General features: G+C 63.5%; 16 protein-coding genes. 6 read left to right on the top strand and 10 right to left on the bottom strand.

What is annotated here, in order from left to right; all coding sequences use genetic code 11:
• Positions 1-142: 142 nt before the first annotated feature.
• Entirely contained in the window at positions 143-1,867 is a 1,725-nt protein-coding gene (ltrA, locus tag EHF44_RS12760; protein WP_124684072.1) for a group II intron reverse transcriptase/maturase, read from the bottom strand.
• A 1,359-nt stretch (positions 1,868-3,226) separates the two neighbouring features.
• Here ltrA and EHF44_RS12755 point away from each other — a divergent pair.
• From EHF44_RS12755 to EHF44_RS12735, 5 genes are all read left to right on the top strand, one after another.
• Positions 3,227-3,613, top strand: coding sequence for an Mth938-like domain-containing protein (locus tag EHF44_RS12755; RefSeq protein ID WP_124684071.1), 387 nt, complete (start codon positions 3,227-3,229; stop codon positions 3,611-3,613).
• A 158-nt stretch (positions 3,614-3,771) separates the two neighbouring features.
• A complete protein-coding gene (locus EHF44_RS12750) occupies positions 3,772-4,233 on the top strand; it encodes a peroxiredoxin (protein WP_124684070.1) in 462 nt (153 codons plus the stop codon).
• A 368-nt stretch (positions 4,234-4,601) separates the two neighbouring features.
• Positions 4,602-6,296 (top strand): PhoH family protein, encoded by a 1,695-nt coding sequence (locus EHF44_RS12745; protein ID WP_124684069.1) that lies wholly within the window; start codon positions 4,602-4,604, stop codon positions 6,294-6,296.
• 183 nt (positions 6,297-6,479) lie between these two features.
• Positions 6,480-6,962: a hypothetical protein gene (locus EHF44_RS12740; RefSeq protein WP_253699828.1), complete on the top strand. Its 483-nt coding sequence runs from the start codon at positions 6,480-6,482 to the stop codon at positions 6,960-6,962.
• 112 nt (positions 6,963-7,074) lie between these two features.
• Positions 7,075-7,740, top strand: coding sequence for a C40 family peptidase (locus EHF44_RS12735; RefSeq protein ID WP_124684068.1), 666 nt, complete (start codon positions 7,075-7,077; stop codon positions 7,738-7,740).
• 18 nt (positions 7,741-7,758) lie between these two features.
• On the opposite strand, the gene EHF44_RS12730 is transcribed toward EHF44_RS12735, so the two are convergent.
• From EHF44_RS12730 to EHF44_RS12690, 9 genes are all read right to left on the bottom strand, one after another.
• Positions 7,759-9,573: an Ig-like domain-containing protein gene (locus tag EHF44_RS12730; RefSeq protein ID WP_172966055.1), complete on the bottom strand. Its 1,815-nt coding sequence runs from the start codon at positions 9,571-9,573 to the stop codon at positions 7,759-7,761.
• 300 nt (positions 9,574-9,873) lie between these two features.
• A complete protein-coding gene (locus tag EHF44_RS12725; protein WP_124684066.1) occupies positions 9,874-10,884 on the bottom strand; it encodes an inorganic phosphate transporter in 1,011 nt (336 codons plus the stop codon).
• 13 nt (positions 10,885-10,897) lie between these two features.
• Complete coding sequence (locus EHF44_RS12720) at positions 10,898-11,524, bottom strand: DUF47 domain-containing protein (protein WP_029051063.1); 627 nt, start codon at positions 11,522-11,524, stop codon at positions 10,898-10,900.
• 152 nt (positions 11,525-11,676) lie between these two features.
• Positions 11,677-13,068: a replicative DNA helicase gene (locus EHF44_RS12715; protein WP_124684065.1), complete on the bottom strand. Its 1,392-nt coding sequence runs from the start codon at positions 13,066-13,068 to the stop codon at positions 11,677-11,679.
• Positions 13,069-13,198: 130 nt separating this feature from the next.
• A complete protein-coding gene (rplI, locus tag EHF44_RS12710) occupies positions 13,199-13,651 on the bottom strand; it encodes a 50S ribosomal protein L9 (RefSeq protein ID WP_124684064.1) in 453 nt (150 codons plus the stop codon).
• A gap of 30 nt (positions 13,652-13,681) precedes the next feature.
• Positions 13,682-13,960: a 30S ribosomal protein S18 gene (gene rpsR / locus EHF44_RS12705; protein ID WP_006575387.1), complete on the bottom strand. Its 279-nt coding sequence runs from the start codon at positions 13,958-13,960 to the stop codon at positions 13,682-13,684.
• Between the two features lie 3 nt (positions 13,961-13,963).
• A complete protein-coding gene (gene priB, locus EHF44_RS12700) occupies positions 13,964-14,263 on the bottom strand; it encodes a primosomal replication protein N (protein WP_124684063.1) in 300 nt (99 codons plus the stop codon).
• Positions 14,264-14,283: 20 nt separating this feature from the next.
• Positions 14,284-14,658, bottom strand: a complete 375-nt coding sequence (gene rpsF / locus EHF44_RS12695) for a 30S ribosomal protein S6 (RefSeq protein WP_124684062.1) — start codon at positions 14,656-14,658, stop codon at positions 14,284-14,286.
• Between the two features lie 114 nt (positions 14,659-14,772).
• Positions 14,773-15,786 carry an asparaginase gene (locus tag EHF44_RS12690; RefSeq protein ID WP_124684061.1) on the bottom strand — a complete coding sequence of 338 codons (1,014 nt, stop codon included), beginning with the start codon at positions 15,784-15,786 and terminating at the stop codon, positions 14,773-14,775.
• 221 nt (positions 15,787-16,007) lie between these two features.
• Between EHF44_RS12690 and lexA the strand changes: the two genes are divergently transcribed.
• Entirely contained in the window at positions 16,008-16,664 is a 657-nt protein-coding gene (gene lexA / locus EHF44_RS12685; RefSeq protein WP_124684060.1) for a transcriptional repressor LexA, read from the top strand.
• Positions 16,665-16,716 lie beyond the last annotated feature (52 nt).

The following is a 16,716-nucleotide window of genomic DNA, read 5'->3' as shown; positions in this document are numbered from 1 at the left end:
TCTGGATTGTCCTGGACGTCTGGCGGCGCGCGTCGCTGGGCAGCAGTCGAGCGTGGCAGACCGGGAGGGTAGGGTAGGAGAAAGGTCATTACTGACCCCCTCCCCCCTAAGAACCGTACGTGCGAGTTTCCCCGCATACGGCTCAAGCCTCTACAAAGTATATGGACGAATCATACACCGGCTTCACCGCAACTTGGCCGTGGAAATGGACTTGAACATGGCAATCGGGGTGCACCAGAACGCGGTTTCCTAGAGCATCGGAACCCCCGGATACCCGAGGTTCGATGTGATGGTCATCCCATCCTGTCTCTTTGGTAATCTTGCTCTGGCATACCGCACACAAGCCCCGCTGGGACATGAACAGCTTTGCCCACTGCCTTCGGTACGACATGCTTTCTGCCATACGTTCCTGCCGCAGCGTTTCGCCATACATTTCCTGCGCTGGGTCGAAGGGATGGTAGTCCCCGCGAACTTTCTTGTGCCTCCGGATAGGCGTACTCGGCATCGAATACAGTTCCATCCAGTAGCGCTCACCCGCCCTATTCCACATCGTGGAACCGAACACCCAGTTCCGGTTTCCAACTGAGGCGAAGTATGTCCTTCGCACCCACTCGGTACCCTTCCTTCGGTGTCGCCGCTTTGCCCACCTCCATAGAGACCTAAAGATCAGATGCTCCATGCGGGCGAACATCGCTTTCGCAACCACTGGGCTGTGATACTGCGCCCAGCCCCTCAGCATCGGGTTCAACTTCTGGATTAGATCTGCCGTCCGTTTCCCCCTATGTGCCCCGATGACCTCCTTTACCTTGCGATAGAACGCTTGCGCGTTTTTCTTGCTCGGTTTGATGAGCAGCGTTCCCGAGTATTTCCGGAAATTCCACCCTAGAAAGTCAAAGCCGTCAGCGATATTGACGATTCGTGTTTTCTCCGTGGAGAGCGTCAGTCCTCGTGTTGCTAGGAACTGTTCTACCCACGGCTTCACTTCGTGCTCCAGCACTTCCGGCGTGTTGCCGGTGATCACAAAGTCATCCGCGTACCGTACGACGTTCACTTTCAGCTTCTTCGTGTTGGCAACGCCCAGTCTGGCCCGCAAGGACTCGATCAGTTGTTGTTCCAACCCGTTCAGTGCCACATTTGCCAAGGTCGGGGAAATGATGCCCCCCTGTGGTGTTCCAGCATCGGTCGCCTGAAACTGGCCTTGAAATACGACGCCAGCTTTCAACCACTTCCGTAGGATTGCTTTATCCATTGGGACATTGCGCTCCAGCCAGTCGTGACTGATATGGTCAAAGCACCCTTTGATGTCTGCTTCCAGCACCCATTGAGCCGAGGCTTTCTTGGATAGGGAAACAAACAGCTGGGACATGGCATCCGCGGTAGAGCGATTGATCCGAAACCCGTAAGAGTTCGGGTCGCTCGTTCCTTCGGACACCGGTTCCAGCGCCAGCAGATACAGCGCCTGCATGGCCCGGTCGTGCATGGTCGGAATGCCCAGAGGGCGTTCTTTCCCATTTGCCTTGGGTATATACACCCGCCTTAATGGCAGCGGGCGATACCCCCGGCGCTTCAACCTCCCAATGGCTGCCCATCGGGCTTCAGGTGAGTCCCACTCTACGCGGTCGACTCCCGCCGTCCGCGCTCCTTGGTTCATCGCCACTCGTCGTACCGCCGATGCTTTAGCGGAAAACGAGCGGGTCAGGGATCGTTGCAGGGCTTTCACCCGGCGCCAATCCCCATCCTGTGTTGCCTTCGCAATTCGAATCTGCATTGCCCGAACATTCCGGTCGACGCGGCGCCAATTGATGTCGCCCCATCGCTGCGGGATGCCGGAGGGCGCAGATTCATCCTCGCGGATCAATGCTTCCATGCTGCTCTCCTATCTTGAGGACTTCCCCAAGCAACAGAGACAACATGCCCCTTGAGGGGCATGTCACCCCCCAAGGGAAGAAAATTAAACAAGCGAGTTCAGTCAGCCGTCTTGCGACGAAAGACCAGTTGGAAGTCTGCCCGCTTTCGCGTGAGGTAATGTTTCAACCCCTATCCGGATCATTACAACCCGGCGTTCGCTTTCTCCAACCTCCCATACCCGCACAGCCAACAGCGTCCCTTGCGGTTCGCCTGCCGGAGCCATATGGCGCTCCGGCAGCCATACGGGCTTACCACGTTCCCTGCGCATTACACGACTGGGTTAGGGCCTGCCTCTTCGCCGGTGATCTATCTAGCGACGTACTCCGACTTTCGAGCGGAGCATCCGATCACGTACCGTTTGGTTAGTGCCTATCAGCAGCTTTGGCACCGCCTTATTTACGACGTTTATCAGCAGTTCACTTACATTACCCATACCAGTCAGCCTGGCTCCTTGACCCCATTGCTGCTCGGAGTCTCTGCGCCCCTATCTCACGACAGGGACGCACCCTTACAGGGGCTACGTTGTCAGGAGAGCTTCACACCCCACCGTTACCGGTGACGCATGTCTCCCTAGGCTACTGCTAGTCGCATAGCAGGTTCTCTATCGAGGCACCCTCGCGGGTGTATTCGACCGAACCATAACGCGCAGAGCTATCGCTCCGGGAACCTCACTTCATTACTTCAGTGCCTCCATGTTGGCAGGCGCTTGACGACAGACGGGCTCTTGCGAGCGCATGGTCTGCGTCCCAAAGAACGTAGCGCCGACCCTATTGGGCCGGTTTAAATGCTATGTAGCGAACACGCAGCGAAACTGCTGCGGCATATCCACCCGCACCCTCCGGGGGAGAGCGCGTACTGCAAAGACACCTGCCCAAAGGCAAGCGTCCCCGCCTTTGGGCAATGGCTGGAAATCCATCCAGCAAATAGCAAGCTGCGAGTTAGCCGATACGCTGGCCTTCCCACAACACATGGACTCGCTCCAACCTTGCGGCTGGGCCTGTCAAAGCAAGAAATGGCTGAGATTGGACGGTTCAGGCCGAGGCCTTCCCCTTGTCTCCGCAAAGGTCGATGCTCTATTGAGCGTGCTCTTAACGATGAGCTACCGGACACGAAAAGTGCGTGTCGCACCAAAAGCTATAAGATATCGGATTATGACAGACTTCGGCATGGATTCCTGCATCGCGGCACGCCTTCCGGGCGCCTGCGCGCACGATCCTGCCACCAACCCGCCGCCCGCCCCCACCGCCGAGGCGTCCCGCCGCGCCCCGCGCCGCCGGGCCGGCGCCCAGGCAGCCCCGGGCGGCACGAGGCACCCCACTTGAAACTCCACGCCGACAAGCCCCAGAACCTCAATACCGTGACCGGCTACGGGCCCGGATACATCGAGATCAACGCGGTCCGCCACGACCAGTCCGTGCTGGTCATGCCCGAGGGCGAGGTCGTGCCCTGGCCGGCCGGCCGCTTCGAGGACCTGGAACCGGCGCACTTCGAGGCGCTGCTGGACCGCAAGCCCGAGGTGGTGCTGCTGGGCACCGGCAACCGGCTGCGCTTTCCGCACCCGCGGCTGACCGCGGCGCTGGCGCGCCGGCATATCGGCGTGGACGCGATGGACTTGCAGGCCGCATGCCGCACCTACAATATCCTCATGGCCGAAGGCCGCAAGGTGGCGGCCGTGCTGCTGGTGGAGCCCGCCGCCGAGGGCTAGCGCGCCCGGCGCCTTTTTGCCGGGTTGAGCCGGCGCCACGCTTGAAGTCCGTCCAACTGCCCCAATCTGCACCCGCCATGGCGCAGGTCCGGGCTGTCAGACACGAATGGGCCGCCGCCATCACCGATGATGCTTCGCCAGCCAGGAGAGCCACCAGCATGACCGTCAGTCTCAACAAGGCCGTTCCCGACTTCCGGGCCCCCGCGACCGGCGCGGACTTCCGCCTCGCCGACCAGCGCGGCAAGACCCTGGTGCTGTACTTCTACCCGAAGGACAACACGCCGGGTTGCACCACCGAGGCCATGAATTTCCGCGACCAGTACGACGCATTCGAGCGCGCCGGGGCGGCGGTGTACGGCATCTCGCGCGACAGCCTGAAGTCGCACGAGAACTTCAAGGCCAAGCTGGAGCTTCCGTTCGAGCTGATCTCGGACGCCGACGAAGCCATCTGCAGCCTGTTCGACGTCATCAAGATGAAAAAGATGTATGGCAAGGAAGTGCGCGGCATCGAGCGCAGCACCTTCGTCGTCGACGGCAAGGGCGTGCTGCGCCACGAGATGCGCGGCATCAAGGTGCCGAACCACGTGGACGAGGTACTCGAAATCATCAAGGCGATGTGAACGGGAGCATCCTCCCGGCCCATCGCAGTTGCGCCGCCGCGACGAGAATTTGACCGATTGCAAAAGCCAAAACCTTCGGGTAGATTGGCCCTCAATGCGTTCAGATCCCAGTTGCCACGCTGCAGTAACGTCCCGGCCCACCAGGCACAGTCCAAGGGCTGGTAGCGGACCTGCCGTGCCGCCGGACCGCAACAAAGCCGCCACACCTGTACCCCAGGACTGGCGGCTTTTTTGTTTTGCGCATCGGCGTTCGATTCTCCAACCCGCAACCCCGCGTCTCCGCGCCCTTCGGTTTTCCCGCTTTCTGCCGTTCCCTGGTTGTACGCCAGTCTTTTCGCCCCCTTTAGCCCCTGAAAGGAAAGCCAAGCATGCCGCTGCCTACCATGCCCGCCAAGCCTGCCCAACTGCTGGATCCGAGCGAATTCGCGCCGGTCGCAAGCTCCAAGGCCAAAGCCGCGCAGGGTAAGAAACCTGTGCCGGTCCTGGAGCGGGTGGCACTGCTCGAGACCGGCGACACCCAGGCGCCCGCCACCCGCGCACGCGCCGGCAGCACGACCCGGGCCAAGACCGCCGACGCCCCGCCGGCCACCACCACGCCGGCCGCGCCGGCCGTCAGCCTGGTCAAGCCCGCCGCCGGCCCCACGCGCCGCACGCGCAAGTCGGCCGGGCCGAGCAAGCTGTTCGTGCTGGACACGAACGTGCTGATGCACGACCCGAGCTCGCTGTTCCGCTTCGAGGAGCACGACATCTATCTGCCGATGATGACGCTGGAGGAGCTGGACAACCACAAGAAGGGCATGAGCGAGGTGGCGCGCAACGCGCGCATGGTCAGCCGCACGCTGGACCAGCTTGTGGGTGGCACCGACGGCGTGCTCGACGAGGGCCTGCCGCTGGCCAAGCTGGGCAACCGCGACGCCGCCGGCAAGCTGTTCTTCCAGACCCGCCTGAACGACATCAAGCTGCCCGAGGGCCTGCCGCAGGGCAAGGCCGACAACCAGATCCTGGGCGTGGTCAGCGCGCTGCAGCAGCAGTACCCGGAGCGCCAGGTCGTGCTGGTGTCGAAAGACATCAACATGCGGATCAAGGCGCGGGCGCTGGGCCTGCCGGCCGAGGACTACTTCAACGACCAGGTCCTGGAAGACAAGGACCTGCTCTACTCGGGCGTGATGCAGTTGCCCAACGACTTCTGGGCCAAGCACGGCAAGGGCGTGGAAAGCTGGCAGGACCCCAAGTCGGGCGCCATGTTCTACCGCCTGACCGGCCCGCTGGTGCCGTCGTTCCTGGTCAACCAGTTCGTCTACCTGGAGCCGATGGACGGTAGCCTGCCGCTGTACGCGCAGGTCAAGGAGATCAACGGCAAGACCGCCCTGCTGCAGACGCTGAAGGACTACACCCACAACAAGAACAATGTCTGGAGCGTGGTGGCGCGCAACCGCGAGCAGAACTTCGCGCTGAACCTGCTGATGAGCCCGGACGTGGACTTCGTCACGCTGCTGGGCCAGGCCGGTACCGGCAAGACGCTGCTGGCGCTGGCGTCGGGCCTGGAGCAGGTGCTGGACCAGAAGCTCTACAACGAGATCATCGTCACCCGGGCCACGGTGCCGGTGGGCGAGGACATCGGCTTCCTGCCCGGCACCGAGGAAGAGAAGATGCAGCCCTGGATGGGCGCATTCGACGACAACCTGGAAGTGCTGCAGAAGAGCGACGACAGCGCCGGCGAATGGGGTCGCGCGGCCACGCAGGAGCTGATCCGTTCGCGGATCAAGGTCAAGAGCATGAACTTCATGCGCGGCCGCACCTTCGTGAACAAGTTCGTCATCATCGACGAGGCGCAGAACCTGACGCCCAAGCAGATGAAGACGCTGGTCACGCGGGCCGGCCCGGGCACCAAGATCGTCTGCCTGGGCAACATCGCCCAGATCGACACGCCGTACCTGACCGAGGGGTCGTCTGGCCTGACCTACGTGGTGGATCGCTTCAAGGGCTGGAGCCACAGCGGCCACGTGACGCTGGCCCGCGGCGAGCGCTCGCGGCTGGCCGACCACGCAGCGGACGTGCTGTAGCACGGCGGCCGCCCGGCGTCGGGCGGCCGTCTTACTGGTATCCCCCCGGCCTGTTCCATGGCCGGGCGGTTCCGCATCGCTTAGTGTGGCGCAACACCCCCCGCGCGTCGGCGTTTGGCCGACAGCCAGGGCCGCACGACCCGGCTATGATTGCCGGGTGTTCATGTCGATACGGAGGCGTCGATGAACCGGCAGCAGTCATTCAGCAGATATCTGTCGACCAGCAGGACCCTGTTTTCCCATAACGCGCGTGTGGCCCGGCGCAAACGCATTGCCGTGGCCGCGCTGATCGGCGCGACGGTGATCGTCGCCGCCGCGCTGCAACCCGCCAAGGCGGCGGCCGACGAGATGGTGATCCGCACCATGGGGCCGGTCAGCTACGTCTGCGGCGGCGTGGCCGAGGACGAGCGTGCCCGGCTGGCGGCCCAGGAGAAGGATTTCAACATGGGCATCCTGTTCACGCGGGGCGCCGAGGGCGAGTACCTGGCCGACGTTGACGTGAAATTGACACGCGACGGCCAGAAGGTGGCCGATTTCCGCGCTGGCGGCCCGCGCTGCCTGATACGTGCGCCCGAAGGCAGCTACAATATCGAGGCCAGTTACAAGGGTCAGCCCAAGTCCATCAAGATCAGCACCGGCACGCGCAACGCACAGTTGCGCTGGTAAGTTTGCGCGGTCGCTGGTTTCTCCTGGCAAGCCGCCGGGATACCAGCGCGAGGTGGACGCCTGACCCGGCAATCGACCCGGCCACCAGGTTCCAGCCACGATCCCAGCAAGGATGCCGCAGCGCCCGCCCGTACCGTTCCAGTCGTCCCGCCCTGCCCTTGCGGCAGTCTGCGCCAGCGTCATGCTGCTGGCCGCTTGCGCCGGCGGACCGCCTGCCCGCCACAGCGGCGCGCCGCCCCGCCAGCCCAGCAAGCCCATGATCGACCCAAGCGCCGGCCTGGAGGAAATCTCGATCCAGGCGATGTCGCTGGTCGGCACGCCCTACCGCTACGGCGGCAACACGCCCGATTCCGGATTCGATTGCAGCGGCCTGGTCCGCTATGTCGTCTCGCGCGCCGCCAACGTGAACCTGCCGCGCACCACCGAGCAGATGGGCCAGCGCGGCACGTCGCTGGACCGCAGCGAGGTGGCGTCGGGCGACCTGGTGTTCTTCAACACGACGGGCCGGGCCAATTCGCATGTCGGCATCTACGTGGGCCAGAACCGCTTTGTCCACGCGCCGGCCACGGGCGGCACGGTGCGGCTGGAGGACATGGGCAAGTCGTACTGGGCATCGCGCTACAACGGCGCCCGGCGCGTGGTGGCGGCCAGCAACCTGCCGATGACGCCGGCACCGGTGCAACCGGCGCCGACGCCTGCTCCGACCCCGACCCCGGCTCCGGAGGTTGCACCGCCGCCGGTCGACGACGATCCCATCGCTGCCTTCGCGAACAAATGACCGCCGCCGGGCCGGGCGTCAGTTCACGATCTCCCTGGCGACCGCGATATTGACCCGGATCGTCAATTGCTGGATTGGCGTGACCGTGTCCGTCTGCCGATAACCGGCGACGCGAAACTCCGCTGTATAGATGCCGTCCGGTAGCGACGGGTTGTCGGCCGGATCGTACCAAATACGCAATTTGGTGTTTTTCGATCCCTGGCAGGCAACGGTTCCGTGCATCGGGCGGGTACTGCATCCATTCGCTCGGCTGCCGCGTAGCGCAATCGTTGCGGGCTGCCCGGTCAGATCGGAGGCGGTCACCTGGATCGCGGCATAGGTACCCCCTGGTTGCGTCGCCAGTGTGCTTGGCCCGACAGCATTCTCCTGCACCGGCACGATCCACCCGATGCTGCTGTCGTAGCCGATGACGTTATCGAAGTTCGTACCGTGATCGGCCGTCACCGTCGCCTTGTCGTCTGTCTGGTATGGCGCCACCACACGGGTCGTCACCGCATTCGACTGCTGTCGCCCCAAGCCATAGATGGCCTTGATCGTGAACCCATAACCCGTCAGCCTCGTGGTGGGCCCCAGTTCGAAGACATTGTCTTCCCCGCCGCCCAGCATCAACGGGGGCAATGGCTCCAGAATGGTGTCCAACTGATAGTTCAGCATCGCACTGCCGCTTTGAATATCCATCTGCACGCTGTCCTGGATGGGCACGCCGTCGGCGTCCAGCAAAGCAACGGTCCACGGCACGCCGGGCCCGCCCGCCTCAAGGCTATCGCCGCGCGTCAGGGTCAGCGTGGTTCCGGCAACGTTGATCGGGATATCTGCCGTCGTTGTCCCGCCCTGGACGGTGACAGTCAGCCGCCGGTCGCTCCTGTCCGCGCCATAGCCCACCTCGAACTGCAGGTTGCCATTGGCGTCGGTAACGCCCTGCGTGATGCTGGAAACCCCGCCGTTGTCGACGGAGACATTGACCGCCTGAGCCGGCACGATCGCGCCGTTCGCCTTGCGCGAGGTCACGGTGAACAATGCGGTGTTATCCCGCGCGCCCGACAGAATCTCGCTGCGGGACGCCGTGATGGAATAGACGACGAGAGCCGGATCCAGCTCGGTTATGGTCAACGGCAGGCTTGACGACGCGCCGGCAATACTGGCGGTCAGGGTATCGGTCCCGGCCACCATCGCGGTGTAACCAAAGCCCGCGGTGCCGTCATCGAGACTGTTGGACGTGGCCGGGAATATCTGGGCCGCCAGCGCGGAAGTCAGCGTCACCGGGACGTCCGTGACCGGAAAGCCGTCCGCATCCGTCACGGTCGCGATCAGTTCCTCGGTATCGAACATTTCCACTGTCTCGTTGGGGGCGATCAGCGTGACCGTTGTGCCCGTAGTTTCCACCGTGATTGGTGTGGCCGAGACCGCCTTATCGTCACCCGGATAGGCAATGGCCGAAACATTAATCGTCCGGTTGCTTTTATCGTTACCGGCCCACAGCGCTGCCGAGGCCATGCCCCGCCGATCCGTGGTCACGGTCGGCGAACTCATAAATTCGCCGGAATCGGCAGAGATTTCCACCACCACATCTTCCAGCGGCACATTATTCGTATCGCGTACCGACACGGTAATGGTGGCCGCATTATTGCTGGACCCCGTTTTAATTGTCGTCAAATCGCTGCTCAGCGTGAAAATCACGGCGGCTGGCGCGGGCTGACCGCCATTGCTCGCACTATTGCTGTCGCCGCCGCCGCATCCCGCCAAGCCGACCACCAAGACCGTCACCAATCCGAGAAACAAGTATCGAATGCCGATCAACGACGGCACGCGGACAAACAGAGTCTCCAAAATCATGGGTTCACCTTTTTGTTTTCGCAGAAATGTCGCCAACAGAGGAAGGACCAATTTCAACCGGACTAATAAGCACGACATGAATAGAGACGGTTATAGCGCTTAAATTCTTGGATTACATGCGATAACTCCGATACTGCTGGCGCGTATTATCAATTGTTTGATTCGGGTTCAGTCCGTCATACGGATTGCCAAAACCGTCGCGCACGGATTCTGCGGATGCCGGCCACATAAAAAAACACCCGCTTGCGCGGGTGTCTTGCTTGCTCGACTGGCTGCCGGGATCTGGCCGATCCCGTGATTTCAGAGGATCTGCTTGCCGATCCACCAGGCGATGGCCGCCATGAACGCCGAAGCCGGAATCGTCAGCACCCAGGCCCAGACGATGTTGCCCGCCACGCCCCAGCGCACGGCCGACATCTTCTGCGCCGAGCCGACCCCGACGATGGCGCCGGTAATCGTGTGCGTGGTCGACACGGGCACGCCCATCGCCGACGCAATGAACAGCGTCATCGCCCCGCCGGTCTCTGCGCAGAAGCCGCCCACGGGCTTCAGCTTGGTGATCTTCTGGCCCATGGTCCGCACGATCCGCCAGCCGCCGAACAGCGTGCCAAGGCCGATGGCCACATAGCAGCTCACGATCACCCACATCGGCGGCTCGGCGCTACCAGCGGCCAAGTGGCCGCTGGCGATCAGCAGCATCCAGATGATGCCGATGGTCTTCTGCGCGTCATTACCCCCGTGACCCAGGCTGTACAACGACGCCGACACGAGCTGCATGCGGCGGAACCAGCGGTCCACGCGCGACGGCGGCGTGCGGAAGAACGTCCAGCCCACGATCACCATCATGATCGAGCCAAGCACGAAACCAAGCAGCGGCGAGATCAGGATAAACGCCACGGTCTTCAGCAGGCCGTGGCCGACCAGCGCGCCCGTGCCCGCCTTGGCCACCGCGGCGCCCACCAGGCCACCGATCAGCGCGTGCGACGACGACGACGGGATGCCGTAGAACCACGTGATCACGTTCCAGACGATAGCGCCTACAAGCGCCCCAAAGATCACATAATGATCGACGATATTGACGTCAACCGTGCCCGTGCCCACCGTGGCCGCCACCTTCAGGTGGAAGATGAAGATCGCCACCACGTTGCACATGGCCGCCATGGCCACCGCATGGTGCGGCTTCAGCACGCCCGTGGACACCACGGTGGCGATCGAGTTGGCGGCGTCGTGAAAGCCGTTCATGAAATCGAACAGCAAGGCCAGCACGACCAGCAGGCCGATGACCCACAAACTCATTTGTATTGTCTGCATGCCAGTGCGGGCCTCAGGCGTTTTCCAGGACGATGCCTTCGATGATGTTTGCCACGTCCTCGCACTTGTCGGTGATGGACTCCAGTTGCTCGTAGATGGCCTTCAGCTTGATCAGGCGCTTGACGTCGGTCTCGTCGCGGAACAGCTTCGACATGGCCGAGCGCATGACGCGGTCCGCCTCGGACTCCAGCTGGTCGATCTGCTGCGCCGTCTTCAGGATCGTGCTGGCGTTGCCCATGTCCTCCAGCAGGCCCACGGCAATCTTGACCGCCTCGCAGCACTGCACGCAGATCGTCGCCAGGCGGCGCGCCTCGTCGGTCAGGTGCGTGACGTCGTACAGCGAGATGGTCTCGGCCACGTCCTCCATCAGGTCCAGGATGTCATCCATGGTCGTGATGAGCTTGTGAATCTCGTCGCGGTCCAGCGGCGTGATGAACGTCTTGTGCAGCAGGTCGATCGTGTCGTGGGTGATACGGTCTGCCTTCTTTTCCGTGGCCTGCACGCGGCGGGCATGGCCTTCGGCGTTGGGCAGGTCATTGACCAACGCTTCCAGCTCGTGCGCGGCGGTGACCGCGCAGTCGGCGTGCTGGTTGAAATACTCGAAGAACTTGCCCTCGGTGGGCATGAAACGGCCGAACATGAACTGTCCTTGTGGCGCGCCTCACGGCAGCGCTCGGTTGTGTTGCAAAGGGGGAGACGGTCAAATGGCATGACAGCCGCCTCGTGGGCAGCTGTCATCAAAACGCAATATTTTACAGGGTTGCACCGTCCTGCGGGGTACCGGACGAACGATCAGGTATCGTTGTCGAAGAACGCCGGGCCGCCGCTGAAGTTGTCGAACTTCGTGAATTGACCCAGGAACGTGAGCCGAACGGTACCGATCGGGCCGTTACGCTGCTTGCCGATGATGATTTCGGCGGTGCCCTTGTCCTGGGAGTCGGGGTTGTACACTTCGTCGCGATAAATGAACAGGATGACGTCGGCATCCTGTTCGATGGCGCCCGATTCGCGCAGATCGGACATCACGGGCCGCTTGTTGGGGCGCTGCTCCAGGCTCCGGTTCAACTGCGACAGCGCGATCACCGGGCAATTCAGCTCCTTGGCCAGCCCTTTCAGCGACCGCGAGATTTCCGAAATCTCGGTGGCCCGGTTCTCGCCGCTGCCCGAACCGGACATCAGTTGCAGGTAATCGATGATGATCAGGCCAAGCTGCCCGCACTGCCGGGCCAGCCGGCGCGAGCGCGCGCGCAGTTCCATCGGGTTCAGCGCCGGTGTCTCGTCGATGAACAACTGGGCGTCGTTCATGCGCTGGATCGAATGGGTCAGGCGCGGCCAGTCCTCGTCCAGCAGGCGGCCGGTACGCAGCCGGTGCTGGTCGAGCCGGCCGACCGAGCCCAGCATCCGCATGGCAAGCTGCACGCCCGCCATTTCCATCGAGAACACGGCCACGGGCAGGCCCTGCTCCACGGCCACGTGCTCGCCGATGTTCAGCGAGAACGCGGTCTTGCCCATCGAGGGGCGCCCCGCCACGATGATCAGGTCGCCCGGCTGCATGCCGCTGGTCATCCGGTCCAGGTCGATGAAGCCGGTAGGGACGCCGGTCACGTCCGTGGTGGTATCCCGGTGATACAGCTCGTCGATCCGCTCCACCACCTGCGTCAGCAGCGGCTGGATTTCCTGGAAGCCCTTCTGGCCACGCGAGCCTTCCTCGGCAATCGCAAAAACCTTGGATTCTGCTTCGTCCAGCAGTTCGCGCACCTCGCGGCCCTTCGGCGCGAACGCGGCCGAGGCGATGTCGTCGGCCACGGTCACGAGCTTGCGCAGCACCGACCGTTCCCGGACGATCTCGGCGTAGCGGCGGATATTGGCCGCGCTCGGGGTGTTCTGCGCCAGCGAGTTCAGGTACGCGAGCCCGCCCACTTCCTCGGCCTTGCCGGCCACCTGCAGCATCTCGAACACGGTGATCACGTCCGCCGGCTTGGTGGCGGAGATCAGCCGGGCGATGCTCTGGAAGATCATCCGGTGGTCGAAGCGGTAGAAATCGGCTTCGGACAGGAAATCGGCAATGCGGTCCCAGGCGGCGTTGTCCAGCAGCAGCCCGCCAAGCACCGATTGTTCGGCCTCGATCGAGTGCGGAGGTACCTTGAGACTGTCTAGTTGGGGATCTGCGGCGGGCGCGTTCATGGGGGGCAATTATAGCGGCGCGGACCGAAGCGGGACGGCGTGCCAACAAAAAAGGCAGGAGCGTGGCTCCTGCCTTTCGGGGTGCGTCGGAGACACCGGCCAGGGCCGGCGCCTCGTCGCGGGTACGGCTTCAGGCGTGGTCGCCCAGCACCGACACGGTGATGTCGACCAGCACGTCCGTGTGCAGCGACACGCCGACGGCGTAGTCGCCAACAACCTTCAGCGGGCCGTTCGGCAGACGCACTTGCGACTTTTCCACCTTGAAACCTTGGCCTTCCAGGGCTTCGGCGATGTCGGCGTTGGTCACCGAACCGAACAGGCGGCCGTCCACACCCGACTTCTGGGTGATCTGGACGGTCAGGCCGTTCAGCTTCTCGCCTTCGGCTTGCGCGGCGGCCAGCTTCTCGGCAGCGGCCTTTTCCAGCTCGGCGCGCTTCACCTCGAACTCGGCGATGGCGGTTTGCGTCGCACGGCGGGCGCGCTTGGTCGGGATCAGGAAGTTACGTGCGTAACCGTCCTTCACGCGAACGATGTCACCCAGGTTGCCCAGGTTGATGACTTTTTCCAGCAGAATGACTTGCATCGTGTATTTCTCCTTGCGGTCCTGGGCCTATCAGTTCTTGTGCAGGTCGGTGTACGGCAGCAGCGCCAGGAAGCGGGCGCGCTTGATGGCCGTATCGAGCTGACGCTGATAGTGAGCCTTGGTACCGGTCAGGCGGGCCGGCGTGATCTTGCCGTTGTCGCCGATGAAGTCCTTCAGCGTGTCCAGATCCTTGTAGTCGATCTGTTCGACGCCAGCCACGGTGAAGCGGCAGAAGCGCTTGCGCTTGAACAGCGGGTTCTGTTGCTGGAAGCGCTTCTTGTTCTTGTTGTCACGTTTGACGAATGCCATGATTCAATCCTTTTCGAATGCTTTACATCGAGTGATGTGAAAGACCAGCGTCTTGCTGTTGCGGTGCTTGCGGGCCAGGAAACCCTCGCAATCGATCAGCGTGCCGAGCGGCATGCGCTCGAGCCGCTGGCCAATGGGGCCAATGCCCATGGCCACGATCGCGAATTCCACCTGCCGGGGCGTTTCCGCCTCCATCACCTCGCCGGCATGCTGCAGGATGCAGTTGACGACGGGGATGCCGGCCGGCGTGTAGCGCAACGTATCGCGCTCGGCCAGCGTGGCGGTCAGCCGGAGCTGGTTCACCGCGGCACCGCAGTCCGCGCTCAGGCGGGCTGGCCTTCCGTGGTCGTTTGCGCGGCCTTGCGGGCTTCTTCGCGCTGCACTTCCTTCATCATCGGCGACGGCGCCGTCTCGGCCTTCTTGGTCTGGACGATCAGGTGACGCAGCACGGCGTCGTTGAACTTGAACGCGTGCTCGAGTTCAGCCAGCGTGTCCTTGCCGCATTCGATGTTCAGGCAAACGTAGTGAGCCTTGGCCAGCTTCTGGATCATGTAGGCCATCTGACGGCGGCCCCAGTCTTCCACGCGGTGAACCTGGCCGTTCTGCGACGTGACGAGCTGCTTGTAACGCTCGATCATCGCCGGCACTTGTTCGCTCTGGTCCGGATGGACGATAAATACGATTTCGTAATGACGCATTGACGCTCCTTTTGGGATGAGCCACCCGGGCGTCACGTCCGGTGCGGCAAGGTTGAATAGCCCGCGAGTATAGCCCGGAACCCCGCTGCTTCGCAAGGTTGCCGGGCCGGGGGCTCAATACGCCGCAAACAGTGCCTGCAGGCGTGCGGCGTCGCGAGCCAGGCCGGGGTCGGCGGCCAGGGCCAGCAGCAACAGCACCCTGGCCTTGTAGGCATTGAGGTCGCCGGCCGAGACAAAGATGCCTGCGTCGGGCGCCGGCCGTGCCGGGATCGCCACATGCCCCGCGCCGGTCCGCGAGCTGCGCACGACGGCCACGCCGGCAGCCGCGGCATCGGCCAGCGCCGCTGCCAGCGTCTCGTGGACCGACCCGTTGCCGGCCGCCGCCACGACCAGCCCTTCCACGCCCGCCGCCACCAGCGCATCTACCGCCACCCGGCCGGGCTGGGCATAGCTGGCAACGACCTCGACCATCGGCCACGCCGTCGGCACCGGCAAGCGCGCCGCGTCCGGCCGGGCCGGCTGTCGCGTGAAGCGGACATAGGCGTCTTGGACAAAGCCGACCGGTCCGGCCATCGGCGAGACAAACGCGTCCACGGCCGACGTATGCGCCTTGGTCACGTCCCGCGCGGCATGGATCTGCTGGTTCAGCACTACCAGCACGCCCTGCCCCAATGCGTCGGCGCTGGCTGCCACGCGCACAGCGTCGAGCAGGTTCAGCGGGCCATCGGCGGACAGCGAGGTCGACGGCCGCATTGCCGCCGTGACCACCACCGATACGGGGCACGCCTGTGTGAGCTGCAGAAACATCGCCGTTTCTTCAAGCGTATCGGTGCCATGCGTGATGACGATGCCCGCGACGTCAGGCTGCGCCGACCAGTGCGCCACGCGCTCGGCCAGTTGCTGCCAGAGGCCGAACATCATGTCCTTGCTATCGACCTGCGCCACCTGCTCCGCTTCCACACGCGCCACGTCGGCCAGCGGCGGCACCGCCTGCACCAGTTGGGACACCGGCACGGTGGCGGCCTGGTAATGGGCGCTGCTGGCGGGACTGCCGGACGAACCGGCAATAGTGCCGCCGGTGGCGAGCACGACGATACGCGGAAGACGTGGGTGCGAGGAATCTGGCATGGGCGACGCTTGATCATTGGCGGCCGCCAGGCAAGCGGCCGTGGGCGCCGATTGTAACTGCCCTGCCCGCCGCCGCGCGCCCGTGAAAAACCCGTGCGTGGCAACGGGTGTCGCGCGTGTCTGCCCGGGATCGCAAATTGTGCTTGCACTTCACACGATACTGTATAAAATCACAGCATACTGTTTAAACATACAGTGCTTCGGCACGAGACCGGCGAACCATGGCGACCCTGACACCCCGGCAGCAGCAGATATTCGACCTGATCCGCGACACGATCCGGAACACCGGCTTCCCGCCGACCCGCGCGGAAATCGCGGCCGAGTTCGGATTTTCCTCGCCCAATTCGGCAGAGGAACACTTGCGGGCCCTGGCGCGCAAGGGCGTGATCGAGCTGACGCCGGGCGCGTCGCGTGGCATCCGGCTCAAGGTGGCGCGCAGCGATTCGGAACGCTCGGACCAGTTCTCGCTGCCGATGGCGGGGGTGCTGCAACTGACGCTGCCGCTGGTGGGCCGCGTCGCGGCGGGTAGCCCGATCCTGGCCGCCGAGCACATCGACCGCCAGTACCAGGTGGATGCCTCGGTCTTCGACGAACGGCCCGACTACCTGCTGCGCGTACGCGGCCTGAGCATGCGCGACGCCGGCATCTTCGATGGCGACCTGCTGGCCGTGAAGAAGGCCAGCGAGGCGGCCAACGGCAAGATCGTCGTGGCCCGCATCGGCGAGGACGTCACGGTCAAGCGACTCAAGAAACGCGGCGACACCGTCGAACTGATCGCCGAGAACCCCGATTTCGAAAACATCGTGCTCCATTCGGGGCGCGACGAATTCTCACTGGAAGGTATTGCTGTCGGCCTGATTCGATCGTCAGGTTTCTAGCAACAAGCGGAGACGCCAGAACGGCGCCTCCGTGTCTCCGAGACTTCGGCAG

This window comes from Cupriavidus pauculus, assembly GCF_003854935.1.
In the GTDB taxonomy this organism is placed as follows: domain Bacteria; phylum Pseudomonadota; class Gammaproteobacteria; order Burkholderiales; family Burkholderiaceae; genus Cupriavidus; species Cupriavidus pauculus_C.
Note: the sequence above shows the minus strand (reverse complement) of the source record. Positions and strands in the feature narration are given on the sequence as shown.